At 62.4% G+C, this 21,799-nt stretch carries 25 protein-coding genes; 4 read left to right on the top strand and 21 right to left on the bottom strand.

The genetic code is table 11. The annotated features are described in order from the left end of the window. The 7 genes from ACQ4W7_RS01370 to flgB all read right to left on the bottom strand — a co-directional run bounded on the left by ACQ4W7_RS01370 (position 1) and on the right by flgB (position 5,527). Positions 1–651 (bottom strand): flagellar basal body L-ring protein FlgH, encoded by a 651-nt coding sequence (locus ACQ4W7_RS01370; protein ID WP_426071626.1) that lies wholly within the window; start codon positions 649–651, stop codon positions 1–3. A gap of 50 nt (positions 652–701) precedes the next feature. Next, positions 702–1,484: a flagellar basal-body rod protein FlgG gene (flgG, locus tag ACQ4W7_RS01365; protein ID WP_099408910.1), complete on the bottom strand. Its 783-nt coding sequence runs from the start codon at positions 1,482–1,484 to the stop codon at positions 702–704. A 72-nt stretch (positions 1,485–1,556) separates the two neighbouring features. Next, positions 1,557–2,300 carry a flagellar basal body rod protein FlgF gene (locus ACQ4W7_RS01360; protein WP_436527914.1) on the bottom strand — a complete coding sequence of 248 codons (744 nt, stop codon included), beginning with the start codon at positions 2,298–2,300 and terminating at the stop codon, positions 1,557–1,559. Between the two features lie 57 nt (positions 2,301–2,357). Beyond that, complete coding sequence (locus ACQ4W7_RS01355; RefSeq protein WP_426071624.1) at positions 2,358–3,905, bottom strand: flagellar hook protein FlgE; 1,548 nt, start codon at positions 3,903–3,905, stop codon at positions 2,358–2,360. A gap of 54 nt (positions 3,906–3,959) precedes the next feature. Continuing rightward, entirely contained in the window at positions 3,960–4,658 is a 699-nt protein-coding gene (locus tag ACQ4W7_RS01350; protein ID WP_426071623.1) for a flagellar hook assembly protein FlgD, read from the bottom strand. 15 nt (positions 4,659–4,673) lie between these two features. Next, complete coding sequence (gene flgC / locus ACQ4W7_RS01345; protein ID WP_426071622.1) at positions 4,674–5,075, bottom strand: flagellar basal body rod protein FlgC; 402 nt, start codon at positions 5,073–5,075, stop codon at positions 4,674–4,676. Positions 5,076–5,077: 2 nt separating this feature from the next. After that, the gene (flgB, locus tag ACQ4W7_RS01340; RefSeq protein WP_426071621.1) at positions 5,078–5,527 is read right to left on the bottom strand and encodes a flagellar basal body rod protein FlgB; all 450 of its coding nucleotides are present in this window, start codon (positions 5,525–5,527) and stop codon (positions 5,078–5,080) included. Positions 5,528–5,718: 191 nt separating this feature from the next. On the opposite strand from flgB, the gene flgA reads away from it, so the two are divergent. The 3 genes from flgA (at position 5,719) to ACQ4W7_RS01325 (ending at position 7,310) form a co-directional block, all read left to right on the top strand. Beyond that, positions 5,719–6,414: a flagellar basal body P-ring formation chaperone FlgA gene (flgA, locus tag ACQ4W7_RS01335; protein WP_436527911.1), complete on the top strand. Its 696-nt coding sequence runs from the start codon at positions 5,719–5,721 to the stop codon at positions 6,412–6,414. A 111-nt stretch (positions 6,415–6,525) separates the two neighbouring features. After that, complete coding sequence (gene flgM, locus ACQ4W7_RS01330; protein ID WP_034754089.1) at positions 6,526–6,834, top strand: flagellar biosynthesis anti-sigma factor FlgM; 309 nt, start codon at positions 6,526–6,528, stop codon at positions 6,832–6,834. Between the two features lie 8 nt (positions 6,835–6,842). Next, positions 6,843–7,310 carry a flagella synthesis protein FlgN gene (locus ACQ4W7_RS01325; RefSeq protein ID WP_426071619.1) on the top strand — a complete coding sequence of 156 codons (468 nt, stop codon included), beginning with the start codon at positions 6,843–6,845 and terminating at the stop codon, positions 7,308–7,310. Positions 7,311–7,362: 52 nt separating this feature from the next. On the opposite strand, the gene ACQ4W7_RS01320 is transcribed toward ACQ4W7_RS01325, so the two are convergent. From ACQ4W7_RS01320 to ACQ4W7_RS01270, 11 genes are all read right to left on the bottom strand, one after another. Beyond that, complete coding sequence (locus ACQ4W7_RS01320; RefSeq protein ID WP_436527909.1) at positions 7,363–8,223, bottom strand: hypothetical protein; 861 nt, start codon at positions 8,221–8,223, stop codon at positions 7,363–7,365. 73 nt (positions 8,224–8,296) lie between these two features. Further along, a complete protein-coding gene (locus ACQ4W7_RS01315; protein ID WP_426071617.1) occupies positions 8,297–8,659 on the bottom strand; it encodes a translation initiation factor Sui1 in 363 nt (120 codons plus the stop codon). A 51-nt stretch (positions 8,660–8,710) separates the two neighbouring features. After that, complete coding sequence (gene motD / locus ACQ4W7_RS01310; protein ID WP_426071773.1) at positions 8,711–9,505, bottom strand: flagellar motor protein MotD; 795 nt, start codon at positions 9,503–9,505, stop codon at positions 8,711–8,713. Positions 9,506–9,510: 5 nt separating this feature from the next. After that, entirely contained in the window at positions 9,511–10,257 is a 747-nt protein-coding gene (locus ACQ4W7_RS01305; protein WP_426071616.1) for a flagellar motor protein, read from the bottom strand. After that, a complete protein-coding gene (locus ACQ4W7_RS01300) occupies positions 10,239–10,970 on the bottom strand; it encodes an RNA polymerase sigma factor FliA (RefSeq protein WP_426071615.1) in 732 nt (243 codons plus the stop codon). The genes ACQ4W7_RS01305 and ACQ4W7_RS01300 overlap by 19 nt, the downstream gene beginning before the upstream one ends. A 45-nt stretch (positions 10,971–11,015) precedes the next feature. Then, entirely contained in the window at positions 11,016–11,879 is an 864-nt protein-coding gene (locus tag ACQ4W7_RS01295; RefSeq protein ID WP_436527906.1) for a MinD/ParA family ATP-binding protein, read from the bottom strand. Beyond that, positions 11,872–13,206 (bottom strand): flagellar biosynthesis GTPase FlhF, encoded by a 1,335-nt coding sequence (gene flhF, locus ACQ4W7_RS01290; RefSeq protein ID WP_426071613.1) that lies wholly within the window; start codon positions 13,204–13,206, stop codon positions 11,872–11,874. Before flhF ends, ACQ4W7_RS01295 begins: the two co-directional genes overlap by 8 nt. Before the next feature lie 261 nt (positions 13,207–13,467). Next, the gene (gene flhA, locus ACQ4W7_RS01285; protein ID WP_436527904.1) at positions 13,468–15,564 is read right to left on the bottom strand and encodes a flagellar biosynthesis protein FlhA; all 2,097 of its coding nucleotides are present in this window, start codon (positions 15,562–15,564) and stop codon (positions 13,468–13,470) included. Continuing rightward, positions 15,561–16,754, bottom strand: a complete 1,194-nt coding sequence (gene flhB / locus ACQ4W7_RS01280; protein ID WP_436527902.1) for a flagellar biosynthesis protein FlhB — start codon at positions 16,752–16,754, stop codon at positions 15,561–15,563. Before flhB ends, flhA begins: the two co-directional genes overlap by 4 nt. A gap of 139 nt (positions 16,755–16,893) precedes the next feature. Further along, complete coding sequence (locus tag ACQ4W7_RS01275) at positions 16,894–17,892, bottom strand: fumarylacetoacetate hydrolase family protein (RefSeq protein WP_436527900.1); 999 nt, start codon at positions 17,890–17,892, stop codon at positions 16,894–16,896. An 88-nt stretch (positions 17,893–17,980) separates the two neighbouring features. Further along, the gene (locus tag ACQ4W7_RS01270; RefSeq protein ID WP_426071609.1) at positions 17,981–18,691 is read right to left on the bottom strand and encodes a pseudouridine synthase; all 711 of its coding nucleotides are present in this window, start codon (positions 18,689–18,691) and stop codon (positions 17,981–17,983) included. Between the two features lie 257 nt (positions 18,692–18,948). Between ACQ4W7_RS01270 and ACQ4W7_RS01265 the strand changes: the two genes are divergently transcribed. Continuing rightward, complete coding sequence (locus ACQ4W7_RS01265) at positions 18,949–19,341, top strand: hypothetical protein (RefSeq protein ID WP_436527898.1); 393 nt, start codon at positions 18,949–18,951, stop codon at positions 19,339–19,341. 382 nt (positions 19,342–19,723) lie between these two features. Here ACQ4W7_RS01265 and ACQ4W7_RS01260 read toward each other — a convergent pair whose 3' ends face one another. Genes ACQ4W7_RS01260 through ACQ4W7_RS01250 form a run of 3 tightly spaced genes read right to left on the bottom strand, consistent with a single transcriptional unit; the run spans position 19,724 to position 21,799 of the window. Beyond that, positions 19,724–20,725, bottom strand: a complete 1,002-nt coding sequence (locus tag ACQ4W7_RS01260) for a S49 family peptidase (protein WP_426071607.1) — start codon at positions 20,723–20,725, stop codon at positions 19,724–19,726. Positions 20,726–20,765: 40 nt separating this feature from the next. Next, positions 20,766–21,143 carry a Rieske (2Fe-2S) protein gene (locus ACQ4W7_RS01255; RefSeq protein WP_426071606.1) on the bottom strand — a complete coding sequence of 126 codons (378 nt, stop codon included), beginning with the start codon at positions 21,141–21,143 and terminating at the stop codon, positions 20,766–20,768. Beyond that, positions 21,140–21,799, bottom strand: a complete 660-nt coding sequence (locus tag ACQ4W7_RS01250) for an HAD-IIIA family hydrolase (protein ID WP_426071605.1) — start codon at positions 21,797–21,799, stop codon at positions 21,140–21,142. Before ACQ4W7_RS01250 ends, ACQ4W7_RS01255 begins: the two co-directional genes overlap by 4 nt.

The raw sequence follows: 21,799 nt of genomic DNA, 5'->3' as shown, positions 1-21,799 counted from the left end.
TCAAAACGGCAGCAGGCTGAGGAAGAAGCGCGACGCCATCGAGGCCATTTCGGCACGATCAATCTGGCTGTTGGTGCGGTATTCCACGCGCGCATCGGCCACCTGGGTCGAGGGCACGACGTTGCCCGTGCCGATGGTGTCCGGATTGACCATGCCCGAGAAGCGGATGAATTCCGTGCCCTTGTTCATGGCGATCTGTTTCTCGCCGGCGACGATGAGATTTCCGTTTGGCAAGACCTCGATCACCGTCACGCCGATCGTGCCGCTAAAGGTGTTGCTGGCGGACTGGTTGTCGCCATCGGCAAATTTCGTCGCGCCATTCGCCGAGACGCTGCCGCCCAAGCGGCCCTGCAGCATGCCTGGCGTGCTGAAGCCCACGCTGCCGGACTTGTTGCCGGAACTGGCGCCCGCCTTGACGGCATTCGTGCGTTCGGTGATGGCGATCGTCATCATGTCGCCCACATGGCGCGCGCGACGGTCTTCAAACGCGGGACGGTAAGTCGACGGCTGGTAGATGGAGCCGTTGCTGACGACCACCGGTTCGGGCATCGGCGCGCGCGTGGTGGTCGGATATTGCACGATCGAGGTGGGCGTGATGGCGCAGCCGGACAGCAGGACTGCGGACAACAGGGCGATGATGGGGTATTGCATGACGAACCTCCGCTGCCATCCGGCGGCGGATGGCATGACGACTATGAGAATTAAAGTTGCGACAATTTCTGCAGCATTTGATCGGATGTGGTGATGGCCTTGCTGTTGATCTCGTAGGCGCGCTGCGTCTGGATCATGTTGACCATTTCCTCGGCCACGTTGACGTTCGAAGTCTCGATATAGCCCTGCATCAGCACGCCGGCGCCATTCGTGCCCGGGGTGTTGGTTTGCGCCACGCCTGAGGCGCCCGTTTCCATGTACAGGTTTTCGCCCTTCGATTCCAGGCCGGCGGGATTGACGAAGGTGGTCAGCTGCAGGGAACCGATTTGCGATGGCGCCACGGTGTCGGGCAAGGTCACGGAGACGGTGCCGTCGCGCGCCACGGTCAGGCTGAGCGCATTGGTCGGCACGGTGATGGCAGGCTGGATGACGAAGCCTTCGGAGGTCACCAGCTGACCGTTGCTGTCGGTCTGGAAAGAGCCGTCGCGCGTATAGGCGGTGGCGCCATCGGGCAGCAGCACCTGGAAGAAACCGGTGCCGTTGACCATCACGTCGCGCGAATTGCCCGACGCCTGGGGATTGCCCTGGGTATGGATGCGTTCGGTAGCCACGGTGCGCACGCCCGTGCCGATCTGCAAGCCCGACGGTAGCTGGGTTTGCTGCGAGGATTGCGCACCCGGCTGGCGCACATTTTGATACAGCAAGTCTTCAAACACGGCGCGCGACTTCTTGAAGCCGGTGGTGCTGACATTGGCCAGGTTATTGGCGATCACGTCCATCTGCGTCTGCTGCGCTTCCAGGCCGGTCTTGGCTATCCAAAGGGAACGAATCATGTTTTTTCTCCAATAACAGCGCTTGCCAGCCCTGTAAACAATTTCTATGTGACCATTATGCGACCGGCTCTATCAATTCAAAGCGAGGATCTGGGTGGCTTTCGCCGCGTTATTCTCGGCATTCTTCAACAAGCTCATTTGTGTTTCGAACTGGCGCGCCAGGGCAATCATGCTGACCATCGAGTCGACGGGGCTGACATTGCTGCCTTCGAGCGCGCCCGTGGTCAATTTGACGGCCTGATCGGCTTGCGCCACCGTGCCATCCCTCAGACGGAACAGGCCGTCGTCGCCGCGCACCAGTTGCTGCTCGGGCGGATTGACCAGTTTGATGCGTCCCAGCACGGTCGATGGCCCCGGCGGCACATCGGTGGAAATCGTGCCCACCGTGCCATCGCCGGCAATCGTTACCGTCACGCCCGGCGGAATGGCCAGCGGACCCGTGTCGCCCTGCACCATCAAGCCCGATTGCGTCTGCAACATGCCGTTTTCATTGAGCTTGAAGGCGCCGTTGCGCGTATAGGCTTCGGAACCGTCGGCCGACTGCACCGCGATCCAACCGCCGTTTTCCACGGCCACGTCGAGCGCGCGGCCCGTATGCTGCATGGGACCCTGCGTGAAATCGGAACCGACCGTCGAATCGACGACGAAGGCGCGCGTCGGCATCATGCCATCGGCCACCACGGGCACGGCGCGAAATGAGTCGAGCTGGGCACGGAAACCCGTGCTGGTGGCGTTCGCCAGGTTATTCGCGGTGGTCGCCTGCTTGTCCAGGATGTGCTTGGCGCCAGAGCCGGCGGTGTAGATGAGACGGTCCATTTTTTCTTTCTCCCAAACCAACAATAAAATCGGGGGCATATGCCCCCGGTCAACTTATTAGCGGAGGTTGACGAGTGTTTGCAGCACCGAATCCTGCGTCTTGATGGTCTGCGCATTCGCCTGGTAGGCGCGCTGGGCGGTGATCATGTTGACCAGTTCGGCCGTCAGGTCGACGTTCGACACTTCCACGGCCGAGGCGCGCAAGTCGCCCAGGCTGCCCGAGCTCGGCTCGCCCGTCATCGGGCTGCCCGAGGTCGAGCTTTCCGCCCAGGCATTGTTGCCCAGCGGCTCGAGGCCATTCGGATTGGCAAAGTTGGTCAACACCACCTGGCCCAGGTCGCGCGTCTTGCCATTGTTGTACTGGCCCTGGATCACGCCATCGGCACCCACCACGAAACGGCTCAGCTGGCCGGCCGCGTAGCCATCGGCCACGGTGCGTTTTTCGCTGGTGGATGAACTGAGCTGGGAGGAATTGGTGAAGTCGACCTTGATCGCCAGGTTCGCGTTCGCACCCGTGGCGGGGAACACGGGCAGGTTGACCGTCACCGGCAAGGTTTGCGGTGGCGTCAGGGCCAGCATGGCGGCCTTGTCCAGGCTGCCGACGCTGTTGAACACCAGCGAAGCCGACCTCACGGCGGGCACTTCCGTCACCGAGGCGATATTCTTGTCGATCTGGTCGGGCGTCAGGCTGGAATTGACGCCGTTGGGCACGGCACTGCCATACGTGGCGCTGATGGCGTTCAACTGGGCCGTGCTGGCGCCGGCCAGGACGGCGGCGGCGCGCACGGCCGCGCCGGCCGCATTGCCGTAGGCGACGGCGGCGGTCGTGATATTCGCGGCCACCAGCGGCACGGCCGTGACGGCGGCCTGGTAGGAGGCGCGCGCGATCAGCGAGGCGGAATCGGTCTGCGCCGCCGCCGCCACTTTCGCGCTGGTAATTTCCTTGCCGTCAGTGGCCGTGTAGACATCCCAGGTATTGGTATTCGTCTTGACGTAGAAATTGGACATGGTGTGGGAATTGCCCAAGGAATCGAAGACCGGCACGGGGAACTGCTTGGTCCACGAGTTTTGCTCGCCCACGCTGAACGGCACCACGGTCGGCATGGCCGATTTGGAATCGAGGTTGACCTGGGTATCGACCTTGGTAGTCGCCTTCGGCGCCATGTCGGACGGGTCGATCTGCAGGGGCACGGTGGCGCCGGCCAGGATCTTGCCGTTCACATCGGCCGGATAGCCCGTCAGCTGGGCTTTCTGGGCATTGATGATGAAGCCGCTCTTGTCGACCTGGAACTGGCCGTTGCGCGAATACTGGATGGCGCCGTTCACGCTGGTGCGGAAGAAACCGCCGCCATTGATGGCGATATCGAGCGGATTCGACGAACTCTCCAGGTTACCCTGGTTGAACAGCTGCGCTACTTGCGACACGGCCACGCCGATGCCGGGCTGGTTGCCGCCCACGCCATACAGCGAGTTGGCATAGATGTCGGCAAACTGCGCCTGCGACTGCTTGAAACCCACGGTGGCCGAGTTGGCGATGTTGTTGCCGATGACGTCCAGCGATTTGGCGGCGCCATTCAAGCCGCTCAGGCCTTGTTGGAAAGACATTGTGTTCTCCTGGTAGAAAATAGGGGTAGAGGGTCTACGCTACAAATAAGCGGCTTACAAAATCTGTTTCACATCAGCCATGGTGATGCTGCCCACGCCCGGCACATTCAATTTCACGCCACCCGCGCCCGTCGACACGCTGGCGACCGAACCGAACATCAGCGCCGCGGCATCCGTGAGCATGGCGCCGCCGCGCTTGGCTTCCACCGAGAAGGTGTAGGCGCCGTCCGGCAGCACGATGTTCTTGCCATCCTTGTCGAGGTTGGCGGTAGAGCCGTTCCAGCCCAGCGGCAAGGTACCCGCATCCTGCGGGCCCAGGTCGATGGAATGGACTTCCTTGCCCGTGCCGTCGTAGATGATGACCTTGACGCTGTCGGCCGGCGTCGCCAATTCCACGCCCAGCAGAGCCGCGCTTTTGCTCAGGGTGATGTTCTTGCCTGCCGTCAACACGCCGTGGCCGATAATATTGGCCGCCTGCATGGATTCGGCTTGCTGGTAGCTGGTTTTCAGCGTTTCCAGGGTGGTATTGAGCTTGTTGACGCCCGTTACCGTGGACAGCTGGGCCAGCTGGCTGGTCAGCTGTGCATTGTCCAGCGGGTTCATCGGGTCCTGGTTTTGCAGCTGGGTCACCAGCAGGGTCAGGAATTTGTTCGTTTCCTCCTCGACGCTACCCTTCGCGGCCGTCGTCTTCTTCGGATTCATTGTCGCCATCAGGTCGGTGACGGTGGCGGTGCTGGTATCGATGGTTGCCATAATAGTCAGTCAGCCTTATTGGCCAATGGTAAGGGTTTTCAGGAGCAGCGACTTGGCCGCGTTCATGGTTTCCACGTTGGTCTGGTAGGAGCGCGAAGCCGACAACATATTGACCATCTCGTCGACCGTATTCACGTTGGGCATGGTGACGTAACCCTTCTCGTCGGCCAGCGGGTTTTTCGGGTCGTAGACCAGCTTCATCGGCGACGGGTCTTCGATCACCCTCTGCACTTTGACGGCCGTGGCGCCGTTGGCCATGGGCACGGCCTCGAACACCACCTGCTTGGCGCGGTAGGCTTCGCCCGTGGCGCTGGTGGCGCTGTCGGCATTGGCCAGGTTGCTGGCCACCGTGTTCAGGCGCTGCGCCTGGGCGCTCATGGCCGAACCGGACACATTAAAGATATTAAATAGCGACATGATTATTGTCCTCCCTGGATGGCCGTCAACATGCCCTTGATCTGCGAGTTGAGGAAGGTCACGGCGGCCTCGTAGCGGATGGCGTTGTCGGCAAAGGCGTTGCGTTCGAGATCCATATCCACCGTATTGCCGTCCACGGCGCCCTGGGCCGGCGCGCGGTACAGCAACGGCGTGCCGTCGGCCAGGGTCTCGACCTTGCCGCCCGTGCTGCCACCGGTGGCGGCGACGCCCTTGCCCGGCATATGCTGCGGCGCCGTGCCTTTCAGGGCCGGCTGCACGCCATCCTTGCGCGCCATCGCACCCTTCAGTGCGCTGGCGAAATCGACATCGCGCGCCTTGTAGTTGGGCGTATCGGCATTGGCGATATTCGAGGCGAGCAATTCCTGGCGCGTCGAACGCAGGCTCAGCGCCGTCTCGTTGAAGCGCATGTAATCGTCGAGTTTCCCTATCATGTCAGGCTCCGGAAAGATCTGCCACTGGCGCCTGAGATGGCGGAAGGATGGCGATATAGTGATGACAGGAAACATAGTACGGCGCCCAACGGCAAGGCCATCGCCGGATCAGACCTTACTTTTACCCCTTAATCGGCGCTTCGATCAGGGCGGCGCCCACTATCATGGCAGTATTCCAGAGGCCTATCCCCATGAAAATACCGCTCGCACTCCTTCTCGCTCTTGCCGCCCTGCCAATGCTGGCGCAGGCGCAAAACGCCGGCCGGCAGACGCCGGAAGCGCTGCGCAACAGCGTGGAACAATTCCTGCAGGTGCAAAGCAATGGTTTGCCGGGCAAGGTGACGATCAGCGTCGGCGCCGTCGATCCGCGCCTGAACCTGGCGGCTTGCCCCGCACCGCAAGCATTCATGGCGCCGGGCGCGCGCGCCTGGGGCAAGACCACCGTGGGCGTGCGCTGCACCGCGCCAAGCAACTGGACCATCTATTTGCAAGCCAACGTGGCCGTCGTGGGCGACTACGTGGCCAGCGCCGTGCCGCTGGCACAAGGGCAAGCCATCGATGCCAGCCAGTTGGTGACGATGCAGGGCGACCTGGCCGCATTGCCGGCAGGCATTGCCACCGACATGGCCCAGGTCGTGGGCGCCAGCACGAATATTTCCTTACCGCCAGGTACGCCGATGCGCCTCGACACCCTGCGCCGCAAGCCGGTGGTGATGCAGGGCCAGCTGGTGCGCGTCGTTTCAAGTGGCAACGGTTTCCAGGTAGCATCAGAAGGACGCGCCATCGGCAGCGCCGGCGAGGGCCAGACGGTGCAGGTCCGCACGCAGAGCGGCCAGCAGATCAGCGGCGTGGCGCGCGCCGGCGGCATGGTGGAGGTCGCCTTTTAAATACGGATGGACAGCGATATTGTGGTCTGGCGCACTAAAGTTTCGGCAGAAGGTGCCGATAATGACACATATCCCGGAGTTTCTTGACTTCGACCAGACGAGGATCACGCTGTGAAAATTACCGATAACACCATTAAAAGCAATCCCGGCCTGCCGGTGGCGCCCGCGAATACCTCGGGCGCCCGGAATGCCGAGAAAGCCCAGGCAACACCGACGACGTCGGACAATGTACGCCTGTCGCCGCAAGGACAGGCATTAGCGGCCAGTGCAACTGCCGGCAGCGGCGCCGTGTTCGACACGAAAAAAGTCGAACGCATCAAGCTGGCGATCGCCGACGGCCAGTTCCAGGTCAATTCTGAAAAAGTGGCGGACGGTCTCCTCGACACAGTCAAGGACTTGCTGCACTCACGCAATAGATAGGTTCCCTCATGCAATCAGTGACTCCGTTTTCCAGCCTGCGCGACGAGCAACAGCTCATGACCACATTGCTGGCATTGATGAAAGAAGAACAGCGGCATCTGGTTGCGGCTGACATCGATGCAATCACGGAGCTCACGGCGCGCAAGACGGCACTCGTAGGACAATTGAGCCAGCTGGCGGCGCAACGCCACCAGGCGCTGGCGGCAGCCGGTTTCACGGCCGCCGAGGCGGGCATGGAAGACTGGCTGGTCGGCGCCAGCGAAGCCGAAGCGGCATCCCTGTGGAAAGCCCTGCTCGAGACGACGCGCGAAGCCAAGGAACAAAACCGGCTGAACAGCTTGCTGGTCAACAAGCACATGCTGCACACGCAAGGCGCCCTGAACGCCATGCGCCCCACAGCCCAGAGCGGCAATTTCTACGGCCCCAGCGGCCAACCGACGACCAACACGACCAGTCGGCGCGTCGTCATCGGCTAACCCCCTATTTAACAGCGCCCCCACCCCGGCAAGGCGCAGCGGCCTTGCCGGCTCAACCATGCGCGGGTCGCCCCGCATGCTGGCGAAATTTCGCCGCGATGGCTTGCCCCTTCGCTGCGGCGGCAGCTTGCTGCTCCGGCGTCAGTTCCGCCTGCAGCCAGTGCCAGTATTCATCCTGATACGGATTGGTGACGCCGGGCGCGAGGATATCGTCGTAGACGAGGCGCAGGGCCAGCAGGTAGCCATACGCTTGCGGTGCATCTTTCTGCACCACCTCGCCATCGCGCAGATACGCCATCATCAGGGTAGCCACGCTGGAGAGGTCCGCCTCGTCCGCCTGCACCGTCAGCTGGGCGATGGCTTGCCGCTTCCATGCCTGCACCAGCGGATCGTCGGCACGGTTGCGCAGCGCGCTGCGGTCGCCGAACGGGCCTTCCGACAGGAACAAGGTGGCGGCGCCCGGCACGCCCGCCTTCGCGGCGGTGGCCAGGTAAGCGAGGCGGTCTTCGCGCTGGCGCTGCGTCAGGCCCGCGCACAGCTGCTGCTGGGCGGCTTTTTCTTCCGCCGTCATCTCGCGTCCCAGTTCGAATTCCATCCCCGGCAAGCGGCTTTCGCGTTGAAAAACGATGCAGTCGTCGATCAGGTTGAAGGCCGCATACGCGTCTTCCGCTCTGCCGCTGGCGCCCAGGCGTTCGAGCCGCTGCGCCAGGGACGCGAGAACGGGCGGCTGGGCCGCAGGGACGGAGGCATCAATATTCAAATACGATTCCAGGCTGCGTCCCGCTGGCGCGCTGGCGGCCGTCGTGGTGGCAGCTCCCGGCGCGCCGCCGTCGGACGCGGGCCAGTACGCCAGCGCCAGCGCTGCCGCGATGGCAGCGGCGATGGCGATGCCGGTAAGTTTGATATTCATCATGAAGTGGCGCGCGTGGACTGGAAACGCACGTTACCACAGGCACGCGGCACAGTCCCGCACGCACGCGAGCCGACTAGCCGCCGGCCTTTTTCGCCTGGTGGCCCAGCTTGGCCAGCGCGGCCAGGATGGTGTCCACGTGGTCGCCCTGCACTTCGATCACGCCATCCTTGACCGTGCCGCCCGAGCCGCACTGCGTACGCAGCTGCTTGCCCAGCAAGGCCAGCGCAATGGCGTCCAGCGGCAAGCCTTTGACCACGGTGACGCTCTTGCCGCCGCGCCCCTTGGTCTGGCGCGATACGCGCACCACGCCGTCACCGGCAGGTGCCGCCTTGGCTTGCGCCTTGCACGCGCATTGCGCCAGTGGCTGGCGGCATGCGGGACACATGCGGCCCGTTTCGGTGGAATACACGAGACCGCCCAGGGAACTGCTTTTCATGATCGAGAGATAAAAAAGGGAGAAGGCCGCGATTGTACCAAGCGCCGGGGTTCAGTTGGCGGGAGCCGGCGCAGGTGCAGGTGCAATGGGCGCCGTCGGCACTTCCGTCACCGTTTCCGGGATGCCGGACAAAATCGTCACGGCGACCCTGCGGTTGCGCGCGCGTCCTTCCGGCGTGGCGTTCGGCGCCACGGGAATGTTGTCGGCGTGGCCCACGGCCGTCAGGCGCGAGGCTTGCACGCCGCTGGCGATGAACAGGCGCACCACGGCGCTGGCGCGCGCGGCCGACAATTCCCAGTTCGAGGCAAAGGTCGAATTACTGATCGGCTGGACATCCGTATGCCCCTCCACCTGCACGTCGTGCGTATCATCCTTGAGCAGCACGGCCACCGCGCGCAAGGCCTGGTCCGATTCGGCAGTCAGCCCTGCGGCGCCCGGGTCGAACAACACGCTGGCATTGATTTCCACGCTCACGCCGCGGCTCGTCTGCGTCACCCTGACTTTACCTTCCTTGACCAGCGGTGCCAGGGTGGACGTCAGGTCCTGCGCCAAACGCGTCATGTGTTCACGCTCGCGGCGGATGGCTTCCGTGCGGCGTTTCAGGGCGGGATTGGGCAGCGGGATCGCCTGCGGCGCTTCCATGATGATGGGCGGCGCGCCCTTTTCCAGGCTGAATGCCTGGCCGATGGCGTTCTGGAAGACGCGGTACTTGCCCTCGTTGACTTGCGAAATCGCATACATGACAACAAAGAAGGCGAACAGCAAGGTGATGAAGTCGGCGTACGAGATCAGCCAGCGGTCCTGGTTGTCCGGCTCCTCGTCATACTTCCTGCGCGCGCGCCGCATCATGCTCAGTGCTCGTGCAGCAGGCTGGCCACGCGCTCTTCGATGATGCGCGTATGGTCCCCCGTGGCGATGTCGTACAGCACGGCGGCCGTGATTTCATACTGCAGCACGCGGCGCGAGACGATGGCTTTGAGTTTATTCGCCACCGGCAGGAACAACAGATTGGCCAGGCCCACGCCGTAGATGGTGGAGACAAAGGCCACGGCGATGCCGCTACCTAATTTACTCGGGTCGGTGAGGTTTTCCATGACGTGGATCAGGCCCAGCACGGCGCCCAAAATACCGATGGTGGGCGAATAGCCGGCCGCCGATTCCCACACCTTGACGGCCTGGCGCTCGGCCAGCTCGTAGGCGGAGATTTCCACGTCGAGCAGCTGGCGCAGCTTGTCGGGGGCGATACCGTCGACGATCATGCGCAAACCCTTGGCGTTGAAGCGGTCGGCCGTGTTTTCCATCAGGCGCTCGAGCGCCAGCGGGCCGTCGCGGCGCGCCGTCAAACTCCATTGTCCGATGTCACGCGCCAGTGCGGCGCGCGTGTCGGCCGGCGGCAGGAAGACCCAGCGCAGCATTTCGAGGCCGCGCACGAAAGTGCGCAGCTGCGTTTGCAGCAGCACGGCGCCGAAGGTGCCGACAATGACGATGGCAAAGGCGGCCGGCTGCAGCAGGGAGGCCATCTTGCCGCCTTCCAGTGCCTGGCCGACCAAGAGGCCCGCCAGCGCCAGCGCCAGCCCGATTACGCTGGACCAGTCCACGCCAGCTCCCTCAAAGTTGCGCGCAGGCGCGCGACGGCCTGGGTATGCAGTTGCGAGACGCGCGATTCGGAGACACCCATCACCGCGCCGATCTCCTTCAGGTTCAGCTCTTCTTCGTAATACAGGCCCATGAGTATTTTCTCGCGTGGCGGCAGCGCGTCGATGGCATCGATCACGGATTGCCGGAAATCGGTATCGAGCAAGGATCGCAAGGGGTCGCTGTCCTCGTCCACGCAATGGCGGTCGAGGAAGCTGTCATTGCCGTCCGGGTCATGAAAGTCTTCGTAGTACAGCAATTGGTGGCCGCCGCCGTCGCCCAGCATTTCCTGGTAGTCGGGCAGCGACATTTTCAGCAGTTTCGCCACTTCCGACTCCGTCGGCGGGTGGCCCAGGCGCTGCTGCAGGGTACTCATCGCCTCTTCGATCTTGCGCATGTTTTGGCGCATGCTGCGCGGCAGCCAGTCGCTGGTGCGCAATTCGTCAAGCATCGCGCCGCGGATGCGCAGCACGGCATACGTCTCGAACTGCGCGCCATGCGTCTCTTCATAGCGGGTAATGGCGTCGAGCAGGCCGATCATGCCGGCCTGGATCAGGTCATCGACCTCGACCGAAGGCGGCAATTTTGCCTTCATATGGTGCGCCAGACGCTTCACCAGCGGAATGTGCTCCGTCAGCAAATAGTCCTTGTTCGATTTCCCTTTGACCGTGTACATAGGCTGCTTATTGTTTTAACTGCTATCGTGTGCTGATTGATGGAATCAGACGCTGAACTGGTGCGGGCTCCCCGTCTGGTACAAGGTGCCACCAAGCACCGGCGCCGCCGAACGGGCCAGCCGCTCGGCCAGTCCGCGAAACGCCACCGAGGCTCCCGCCAGCGGAAAGGCATCGACCACGCTGCGGCCCAGACGCGCCGCGCGGTGCAGATACTCATCGGCAGGCACCGACCCCATCGAGGTCAGTTTCACGGCCAGGTAGCGGCTCGCCGCCTGCGCCATATTATCGTATACCACTTTTGCCTCGGATTCGGAAGCGCCGGTGACCAGAATGCCAAACGGACGGCGTCCCAGTTCCTGGCTCAGGCGCTTGATCAGGCAGTACGCCGCCTTGATCGAAGTGGCGCTGGTCGAGACTTGCACCACGATGTCGGACGAGGCCATCAGCGGCACGGGGAAGCAATCGCCCTGGTCGGCCACGACGCCGTCGACCAGCACGATGCCGCTCTGGCGCGCCAGCACTTCGAAGGTCTTGCCCAGGCGGCGCAGTTCTTCCTCGCCCGCATAGTCCATGCTGTCCATCAGGTGGTTGCGCGCCCCCAGGCTGGCCACGCCAAAGCCTTGCGGCACTTGGTGGATGACCTGGTTCAAGGCGCACTGCTGGCGCGCCACGTCGCGCAGGCTGGCGCCGTGCGCCAATCCCAGGCGGGCAGCGACACCATCGATGCCGCCACTGGCGTCGAGCAGCAGCACATCATTGCCGCCGTAGGCCAGCGAGGCGCCCAGGTTGACCAACATGGCACCTTTGTCATCTTGCGGCGTGGCCGATAAAAATGTCAGCACGCGCGGCTGCGGGCCGGCCAGCATGCGGCGCAAGCCTTCGGCCTGGTCGAAATCGAAATTAGCCAAGGTGCACCCCGCGCGCTTCATTGTTGCGGGCGGCCGCCTGCGCCATCAGCAGCGGCAGTTCGGCATCGGAAAACTGCGTCGCCGCCGCATCGCGCTTGAGCTTGAAGGCGCGGTCGATCAGGTAGCCGCGGTCGGCCAGGTACAGATCTTCCGGCACGCGCTGGCCGTTCGACACATAAAACAGGTTCAGCTTCTGGCGGATCACCACGTCGAGCACATTGCCGATCGAAGCCGCTTCATCGAGCTTGGTCATGATGCAGCCGGCCAGGCCGCTGCCCTGGTAGGCGCGCACCACTTCATTCAGGGTTTCCTGGGTCGCCGTGGAATTCAGGCACAGCAGGCGTTTCACATCGGCGCCGGCGCCCGACAGCATGGCCACCTGTTCCGTGACCATCTGGTCGCGCTGGCTCACGCCCACCGTATCGATCAGCACCGTGTGCTTGTTTTTCAATTCTTTCAGGGCGATGCGCAAGTCCGCTTCATCCTTCACCGAATGCACCATCACGCCGAGGATCTTGCCATAGATGCGCAACTGTTCATGCGCGCCGATACGGTAGGCATCGGTGGTGATCAGGGCCAGCTTTTCCGGGCCGTGGCGCATCACGCAGCGGGCAGCCAGCTTGGCCGTGCTGGTGGTCTTGCCGACGCCGGTCGGCCCCACCAGCGCGAACACGCCGCCCTGCTCCAGCATGGCGTCTTCATTGGCCACCGTATTCAGGTTACGGCTGAGGACGGTCTTGATCCAGCGCATGCTTTGCGCGCCATCGAGGCCGGCGGGCAGCTTGTCGATCAGATAGCGCGCCAGGCTGGCCGAAAAGCCGGCCGCCAGCATTTCGCGCAGCACCACGGCTTTTTGCGGCTCGCGCTGCTGCGTCGAGCCCCACGAAATTTCCGCCAGTTGGGTTTCCATCATGCCGCGCATGGCGCGGATTTCATTCATCATGCCGCTCATCTCGGCGGCGGCATTCTCTTTGACGTGCGCCAGCGCGCTGGCCATCATCTGCTGCATGCGGGCCATGTCCACTGGCTCGGAAGAAGCCTGGCGCGGCGCTGGCTGGCGTTGTGTCGGGGTAGCCGGGCGCTGGGCCGGGGCTGCCTGACGCTGCGGCGTGGCGAACTGGGTCTGCAACTGGGGACGGGGCTGGGCCATTTCGGACGCGGCCGGCGGCGAGGCCAGCGAAGCGGCATCGTCATTGGCCAGCGCGAGGATTTCCACCACGCCATCGGCCTGGCGGTTCGACAGGATCACGGCATCGGGGCCCAGCGCTTCGCGCACCTTGCGCAGCGCATCGCGCGACGAGGCGCCCGTAAATTTCTTCACATTCATGACCGGCCTCCCAAGGCGGGGGTGGCGCAATATTGGCTGAACTGTGTGACCATCGTCGACTCCTGTTGCTTGGGTGCTGTCTTCCACATGGACACAGATCACCCGGACAGTTTCCATTATTAGCGATGCTTGGAGGAAACGATCGAAGGAACAGGATGGGAAAGTACCCGTTATTCAGTTTGCCAGCAGGAAATTGATGCTGAAAGTCAAGAATCGGGGCACCGTTCTCGCAGGAACGGCGCACTGATACATATTGAACAACTATTGTGCGCCCACCAAGCTGGTGACGCGAATGGTCTTGGTTTCCGGCACTTCCGCATGCGACAGCACTTTCAGCTGCGGCAAGGCGCGGCGCAGGAAGCGCGACAGCAAGGCGCGCAGCGGCGCCGGCACCAGCAGCACCGGCGTCAGGCCCAGCGCTTCCTGTTGCTGGGCAGCCAGGCCCGCCTGGTGCGCGATGGTATCGGCCAGGCCCGGCTCGATGCCGGCACCATCGCCGCCATTGCCCATGGCTTGCATCAGCAAGCGCTCCAGGCGGCTGTCCAGGGTCATCACGGACAGTTCGGCCGCGCCGGGGAACAGTTGCTGCACGATGGCGCGCCCCAGGGATACGCGCACCAGCGCCGTCAGCTCGTTCGGGTCTTGTGTATTGACAGTATGCTCGGCCAGGGTTTCGATGATGGTGCGCATGTCGCGGATATGCACGCCCTCGGCCAGCAGGTTCTGCAGCACCTTTTGCAGGGCCGACAGCGACAGCATCTTCGGCACCATGTCTTCCACCAGGCGCGGTGCATCCTTGCCCAGGTGGTCGAGCAGGGACTGTACTTCCGCGCGACCCAGCAGCTCGGAAGCGTGCGAGGTGATCAGATGATTCAAGTGCGTGGCTACCACGGTGCCCGCATCGACGACCGTATAGCCCATCGATTGCGCCTGGTCGCGCAAGCTCGCGTCGATCCAGGTGGCGGGCAAGCCGAACGCGGGGTCGTTGGTGGCCAGGCCCGGCAAGGTGCCGCTGGCCATGCCGGGATTAATCGCCAGGAACTGGCCGTTGAACGCTTCGCCCACGCCCACTTCCACGCCCTTGAGGGTGATGCGGTAAGCGGACGGCTTCAATTCCAGGTTGTCACGGATATGCACGGGCGGTGCCAGAAAGCCCACTTCCTGGGCAAATTTCTTGCGGATGCCCTTGATGCGCTTGAGCAATTCGCCGCCCTGCGTCTTGTCGACCAGGGGAATCAAACGATAGCCCACTTCCAGGCCCAGGGTATCGACGGGCATGATGTCTTGCCAGCTTGCTTCTTCCTGCTCGGGCGCCACGGTGGCTTGCGGCACGTCGGCCGGCGTCTGCGCCGCCTCTTTTTCCTGTGTGCGTTTCTTGCTAATCAGATAGGCGGAGCCGGCCAGCAGCGCGGCCAGCAGGAGGAAGACCATGTTCGGCATGCCGGGAATCAAGCCCATGCCGCCAATGATCGCGGCGGTAATGTACAGCACTTGCGGCTTGGCGAACAGCTGGCCCACCAGCTGCGTGCCGATGTCCTGATCGCTGGCCACGCGCGAAACGACGATACCGGCCGCAGTGGAAATGATCAGCGAAGGAATCTGCGCCACCAGGCCGTCACCGATGGCCAGCAGGGTGTAATTTTTGAGCGCGTCGGCAAAGCCCATGTCATGCTGCAGCAAACCCACCAGCAAGCCGCCGACGATATTGATGACGGTGACCATGATGCCGGCGATGGCATCGCCGCGCACGTATTTGCTGGCACCGTCCATGGCGCCATAGAATTCCGCTTCCTGCGCCACTTCCGTGCGGCGGCGGCGAGCTTCGTCTTCGCCGATCAGGCCGGCATTCAGGTCGGCATCGATGGCCATCTGCTTACCAGGCATGGCGTCCAGCGCGAAGCGGGCGCCCACCTCGGCGATACGGCCCGCACCCTTGGTCACCACGGTAAAGTTGATGATCGTCAAAATGATGAACACCACGATACCGACCGTGTAATTACCGCCAATCAGGAAGTGGCCGAACGCTTCAATCACCTTACCGGCCGCGTCGGCGCCCGTATGGCCTTCCGTCAGCACCACGCGCGTTGACGCCACGTTCAGCGACAGGCGCAGCATGGTCGACACCAGCAGGATGGTCGGGAACGCCATGAAGTCGAGCGGCTTGACCGTGTACAGCGCCGTCAGCAGCACGATGATGGACAGCGCGATATTGAAACTGAAGAAAATATCGAGGATGAAGGCCGGCAGCGGCAGCACCATCATCGCCAGCAGCATGATGATGATGATCGGCGCGGCGAGGCCCTTGCTGGCGTTGCTGCCCATTCCGCTGAGCCAGGCTGGCAATCTCAGGCCGTTCATGGTGTACTTCCTTTATTCTTGTTTGCTGCGTCTGCTGCGGCCTTGATCTGCGATGCGGGGTCGAGCGGATCGAGCTCCGCCGGCACGTCGAGTTTTTTCGGCTTGTCGGGCCGCTGGCCATGGCCACTGCCGTAGCTGCGCAGCTGGAATACATATGCCAGCACTTCGGCCACGGCGCCATACAGCGCCTCGGGAATCTCGTCGCCGATGTCCGTGTGCTTATACAGCGCACGCGCCAGGGCCGGCGCTTCCAGAATGGCGACCTTGTGTTCGCCCGCCAGTGCGCGGATCTTCGCCGCCACCTCGTCGATGCCCTTGGCCACTACCTGCGGCGCGCCGCGCGAATTCTCGCCATACTTCAAAGCCACCGCGTAGTGGGTAGGATTGGTCACCACCACGTCGGCCGTCGGCACGTCGGCCATCATGCGGCGGCGCGACATTTCATGCTGCATCTGGCGAATTTTTGCCTTGATCTGCGGATTGCCGTCCGATTCCTTCGACTCTTGCTTGACTTCCTGCAAGGACATTTTCATCTTGTTGGCGTAGTGCCACATCTGGTACGGGCCGTCGATGGCGGCGATCAAGCCCAATGCGCCCACGATCATCAAAAAGGCCGTGATCAGCAGGCTGATCAAATGGGCCGAACCGGCGCGCAAGGATTCGACGGACAGGCCCAGCACGGCGTCTTTCTGGTGCTGCATCACCATCCAGGCGACGACGCCGACGACGATGGTCTTGGCGACGGCCTTGAGCAATTCCACCAGCGCATTCTTCGAAAACATATTGCCCAGGCCGCGAATCGGGTTGAGCTTGCCAAAATTGGGGGTAAACGCCTTGGAACTGAACAGCCAGCCGCCCACCAGCACGGGCGACGCCAGGGCGACGAGCATGATGGCCAGCGCGTATGGCAGGCAAGTCAGCAAGACCGAGCCCACGTCGTAGCCAATGCGCAACATCATCGCGTCGGGATTGAGGATTTGCTCCCGGTCCAGGGTCAAGCCCGACACCATGACGGCCGTCAGCCGCCGCACGATGGCGTCGCCGGCAAACCACAGACAGCAGCCGGACGCCATCAGCACCGTAAACGTTGCCACTTCACGCGATCGCGGAACATCGCCTTCCTCACGCGCCTGCTCGAGGCGCTTCGGTGACGCGGCTTCGGTCTTTTCTGCGTCGCTGTCTTCCGACATCAATCAACTCCGGTGAAGTCCTGCTGCCTGGTTAGGCGCAATACGGACTGGGCATGACGCATTATCGGTTCAATGACCGCAACGCCATCAAGGGAAAAGGAGGGCTAATCCCCTGCTTTTCCTTTGCTCTCAAGTAACCTTAACGCGACTTGCGCGTCTCGGCCTGTTTCAACGTTTGCTCTATCGCACCAAACAGCGACTTGCCGTCATCACCCAGCATTTCCAACCGAACAACATCACCGAACAGCAAATAGGGCGTACTGGCGACGCCATCGGCGATCATCTCCTGGTTACGTCGCTCAACGATACTGGAAAACCCCTTCTTGACTTCCTTGTTGGCGACGCCGCCCGCACTCAGCACGCTGCCGGCGCGCGCGTTGCGCGTCTGGCACAGATGGGCAAGCAATTGCGGATAATTAAACGCCATGTCAGCGCCCGCGTGGGGCTGGCCCGTCAATTTGCCGTTCAGGCTGCAACGCAGGGCGTAATGCACCTTGCCGCCACGCCATGCATCGCCCAGCTCGTCGGGCGTGATGGCCACAGGAGAGCATGCCATGGCCGGTTTCGCCTGCAGGAAGCCGTAGCCACTGGATTGCTCGTCGGGCGCCAGCTTGCGCAGGGTAATGTCGTTGACCAGCATCAAGAGCTTGATGTTCAGGTGCGCCTGGTCCGGCGTCGAGCCCATGGCCACGTCGTCCATGATGGCGGCGATGCCTGCCTCGTAATCGATGCCCCACTGCTCGTGCGCCAGGCTGATGTCGTCGTGGGCGCCGAGGAAATCGTCGCTGGCGCCCTGGTACAGGCGCGGCGCCTCGCGCAAGTTGGCGGGCGCCTCGCCGCCCGCCGCCTTGCAGGCCCGCTCGATCTGCTGCAGGTACGCGGCGCCAGCCACGCGCAAACTGCTGCGCGGCAAGGGTGCCATGCAGTTGGCCGCATCGAACTCGAAGGCGCGATGACCGCGGCCGTTATTGATGGTCTGGTACAGCAAGTCCAGCTGGGGCGCGATGAAACTCCAGTCGTCGAGCGCCTTTTGCAGGGTCGAGGCGATGCCATCGGCCAGATGCGCAGTTTTCAAGTCGCGCGAGACGACAGCCAACTGGCCGTCGCGCGTGCCATCCTTCAGGGTAGCTAATTTCATATGCGGGAAACTTCGTCAAATGCAGGCAATTAGGGACTAAAGACGCCAAAAAGCCGGGACATTCCCGGCTTTGGCGGTCAGGAGGGATTTACGCCAGCAGCGCGATTTGCTCGGGCGTCAGATAGCACCACTCGCCTTCGGCAATGCCCAGCGATTCCAGCGTCAGGCTACCGATGGCGGAACGGTGCAGCGCGCTGCAATGGTTGCCGGCGGCGGCCAGCATGCGCTTAACCTGGTGGTATTTGCCTTGCTCGAGCACGATTTCCAGCTGGAATTCTCCGCGCTGGACGCAGACCAGGGCGGCCAACGGGGCCGGCTCATCGTGCAATTGCACGCCAGCCAATAGCTGCACTACCAGTTCATCGGTCACGGGCTCTTGCGTGGTAGCCTGGTAAATCTTTGGAACGTGACGCTTCGGTGACGATTGTGCATGGATAAAGGGGCCATCGTCTGACATCAGCAGCATGCCGGTCGTATCGTGGTCGAGCCGGCCGACGGGCTGGACTTCACGCCAGGTGAACTGTTCCGGCAGCAGGGTCAGCACGCCAGGGTGATGACTGGGCTTGCGCGAGCATTCGAAGTTGGCGGGCTTGTTCAGCGCCAGATACAGGTGCTCACGGACCACCCACTCTTCGTCGAACACGTGCAGCACCAGGCCTTCGGTCTCGACGGTGGTGCGGTAATTGGTCTGGGTGACGCCATCGATGACGACATCGCCATCCTCGATGAGGGAGCGACAATATTTGCGGGTGCCAAAACCCTGCGATTGCAGGATGCGGTCTAGGGATAATTTACTCATGGGCGTGACTTTACCAGAAGCGGCTGGCAGCGTGAAGCGGCGGCGCGCGCCGCCTGCGCCTGGCGGTGGAACGCGCGCCAGCCTTGCGCAGGCACAGATATGGCGAAGCACAAGGTGAGATTTCGATATAAATGGCCAATTCCTTTGAGATATATCAAGCGCTCGGAATATCGCATTGATAGACTGAAACTTCATTAGGAATCCGCCTAATGTACTTTAGGAATTGTGGCAGTCGCCACCCCTCATAAGGACATCGTATGAAGCATACCGATACCATCGCCTTACAAGGCAGCATCGCCGACATGCGCCAGCGTATCGCCGCGGAACAGGCGGCCATGCACAAGGTCAAACTCGGCGTGGCGCGCTGGAGCAACGCCCCTGTGCCGCAGGATGCGGACGCGCCGCCAGCGCCAGCGCGCCAGACGCACTGGCATGCAGAGGCGCAATGCCATTTCATGTGCTGGCTGGAACAGGGCGGCTTTGCGCACGCGGATGCAGATGCAGATGCAGATGCAGATGTAGCAATCGACAACGTCAGCGCACCCGCCACGGCGGACACGCCGCCCGATACCGGCAGCACAGCAACGGCGCCGGCCCGGCAAGCAGCCACCCCGACCCTGCCCGCCCATTGCAACGGCTGCGCCGCCTGAGCGCCGCCATCGAACCAGCCATGCCCCGCCCTCGCATGCCTACCTTGCCAGCTCGCCCAGACAACGCAACAATGTCGATTCACGCCAGCACATCCAGCACGAACGACGCACAAAAGGAAACGGCGGCATTGCGCCGCCGTTCCCAAGCCCCAGCGGGACTTTAGTGAGGAATGTAAATTCACTCAAAACCACATCTGCGATGCGGCGAGTAGTTCCAAGACCTACCAATCAAGTTAGTACTGACAACATAGTTGATATATCGCCCCTCCTTGAAAAGAACTACGTTTTCAATATAGCCCAAGCAGCCCGTTTTTCAAGCCAAAATACCACCTTATTGAAAATCATTCTCGACTGGCTTGCCCGCCTGCCAAGAGTGATGTCCTCAACGCAATGCCGGTTGTGACTGCTGCACGGCTGCCTTCATGGCACCGGCGCCCATGGCGGCGCCAAATTTCTTCAGCACCCGTTCCGGCAAGCCTTCATGCTGCGTGTAGTCGACGATGTCTTCCGCCTTGACGACGTCGCGCGCCACGCTGTCGACCGTGCCGAAATCATCGGCCAGGCCCATTTCCACGGCTTTCGCGCCGGTCCAGTACAAGCCGGAGAACGTGTCCGGCGTTTCCTTCAGGCGCTTGCCCCGTCCCGTGCGCACCACGTCGATGAATTGCTGGTGGATTTCATTGAGCATGCCTTGCGCATACGCCTTGTGTTTTTCGCTCAGGGGGCTGAACGGGTCCATGAACCCCTTGTTCTCGCCCGCCGTCAGCAAACGGCGCTCGACGCCCACCTTTTCCATCACGCCCGTAAAGCCGAAGCCGTCCATCAGCACGCCGATGGAACCGACCACGCTGGCCTTGTTGACATAGATGCGGTCGGCGGCGGCGGCGATGTAATAGCCGCCCGAGGCGCACATTTCATCGACCACCACATATAAAGGCTTATCCGGATAGCCCTTGCGCAGGCGCTGCATCTCGTCGACGATCATGCCGGCCTGCACGGGACTGCCGCCCGGACTATTAATATGCAGCACCACGGCCACGGAACCGGCATCGGAAAAGGCCTTGTCCAGCGCGGGGATGACGACGGCGGCCGAGCCGCTGCCTTCGGACTCGATGGCGCCGCTGATATCGATCAGGGCCGTGTGGCGGCCCAGGGTTTCGCTGTCGTCGGCCGTGTTGTAGTCATAAAACACCCACAGGGCGAACAGCACGATCAACAGGCCGAAGACCTTGAAAAAGATGCTCCAGCGGCGGTGCGCGCGTTGCTCTTGCAAAGTGGCAAATACCAGCTTTTCCAGTACGTCGCGCTCCCAGTTCCCCGCAGGGGCGCCGTGGCCGGCGGCTGGCGCGCTGCTGTCCAGCTTGTCATTCGTGTTATCGCTCATGGTTCACTTTGCTTAAATTACAGAAGGCCTAAACCCGGCTTCAGGCTGGCAGCGGCTGGACATACTCATCGGGTTGCCAGTACAGCTGGCCATCGCGCTCGGTCACGGGAATCGGGCGCAAGCGGCCACCCTTGCAGGGACCGCCCGCGCACAGGCCGCTCTCCGGCACATAGATGGCGCCATGCGTCGAACACATCAGATACAAGCCGCTGGACTCGAAAAACTCGCCCTCGGCCCAGTCCAGTTCGATCGGCACGTGGGCGCAGCGGTTCAGGTAGCCATACGCCTTACCGCCGTGGCGCACGACAAAGCCCGTGGTCGCTTCGCCACCGGCCGAGACGGGAAAGCGCACGCCCTTGCCGCCATCGGCCACCGCATCGGCGGCACAAATGAAAACGTCGACAACATCGCTCATCATGCGTGCTCGCTCAGCCATTGGTGCAGCTCAGCCACCGTGGCGGCCGAATACAGGGGCTGGCAAGCCTGCAATTGCTCCACAGGATGTGCCCCATACTCTACGGCAATACCGGCCGCGCCTGCATTGCTTGCCATCAACAAATCATGACTGGTATCGCCAATCATCACGGTGCGGCGCATATCCTGACCCAGTTCGCGCGTCAGCTCTTGCAGCATGGCCGGATGGGGCTTGGAAAACGTTTCATCGGCGCAGCGCGTCGCATCGAACAGCGACAGCAGCTTGACGGCATTCAAGGAGCGGTTCAGGCCGACACGGCTCTTGCCCGTGGCGACGGCAAGAAAGTACGCTTGCTGCGACAAGTCCTGCAGCATTTCTTGCACTCCAGGAAACAGGGTCAACTCATGGTCGCGCGACAGATAGTGATAACGGTAGCGCTCGGCCATGCGCGCATGGTATTTCGGCTCGACATCGGGCATCACCAGCTGCATGGCTTCCTGCAAGCCCAGGCCGATCACATGCGAGGCCAGCAACTCGGTGGGAATTGGCAAGCCCAGGTCTTTGGCCGACGCCTGGATGCACTTGACGATGGTCGAGGTACTGTCTATCAGGGTACCGTCCCAATCAAAGACGATCAGATCAAATTGCTTTCTTGCCAT

The sequence above is a fragment of the Janthinobacterium algoris genome (genome assembly GCF_051380935.1).
Lineage (GTDB): Bacteria > Pseudomonadota > Gammaproteobacteria > Burkholderiales > Burkholderiaceae_D > Janthinobacterium.
Note: the sequence above shows the minus strand (reverse complement) of the source record. Positions and strands in the feature narration are given on the sequence as shown.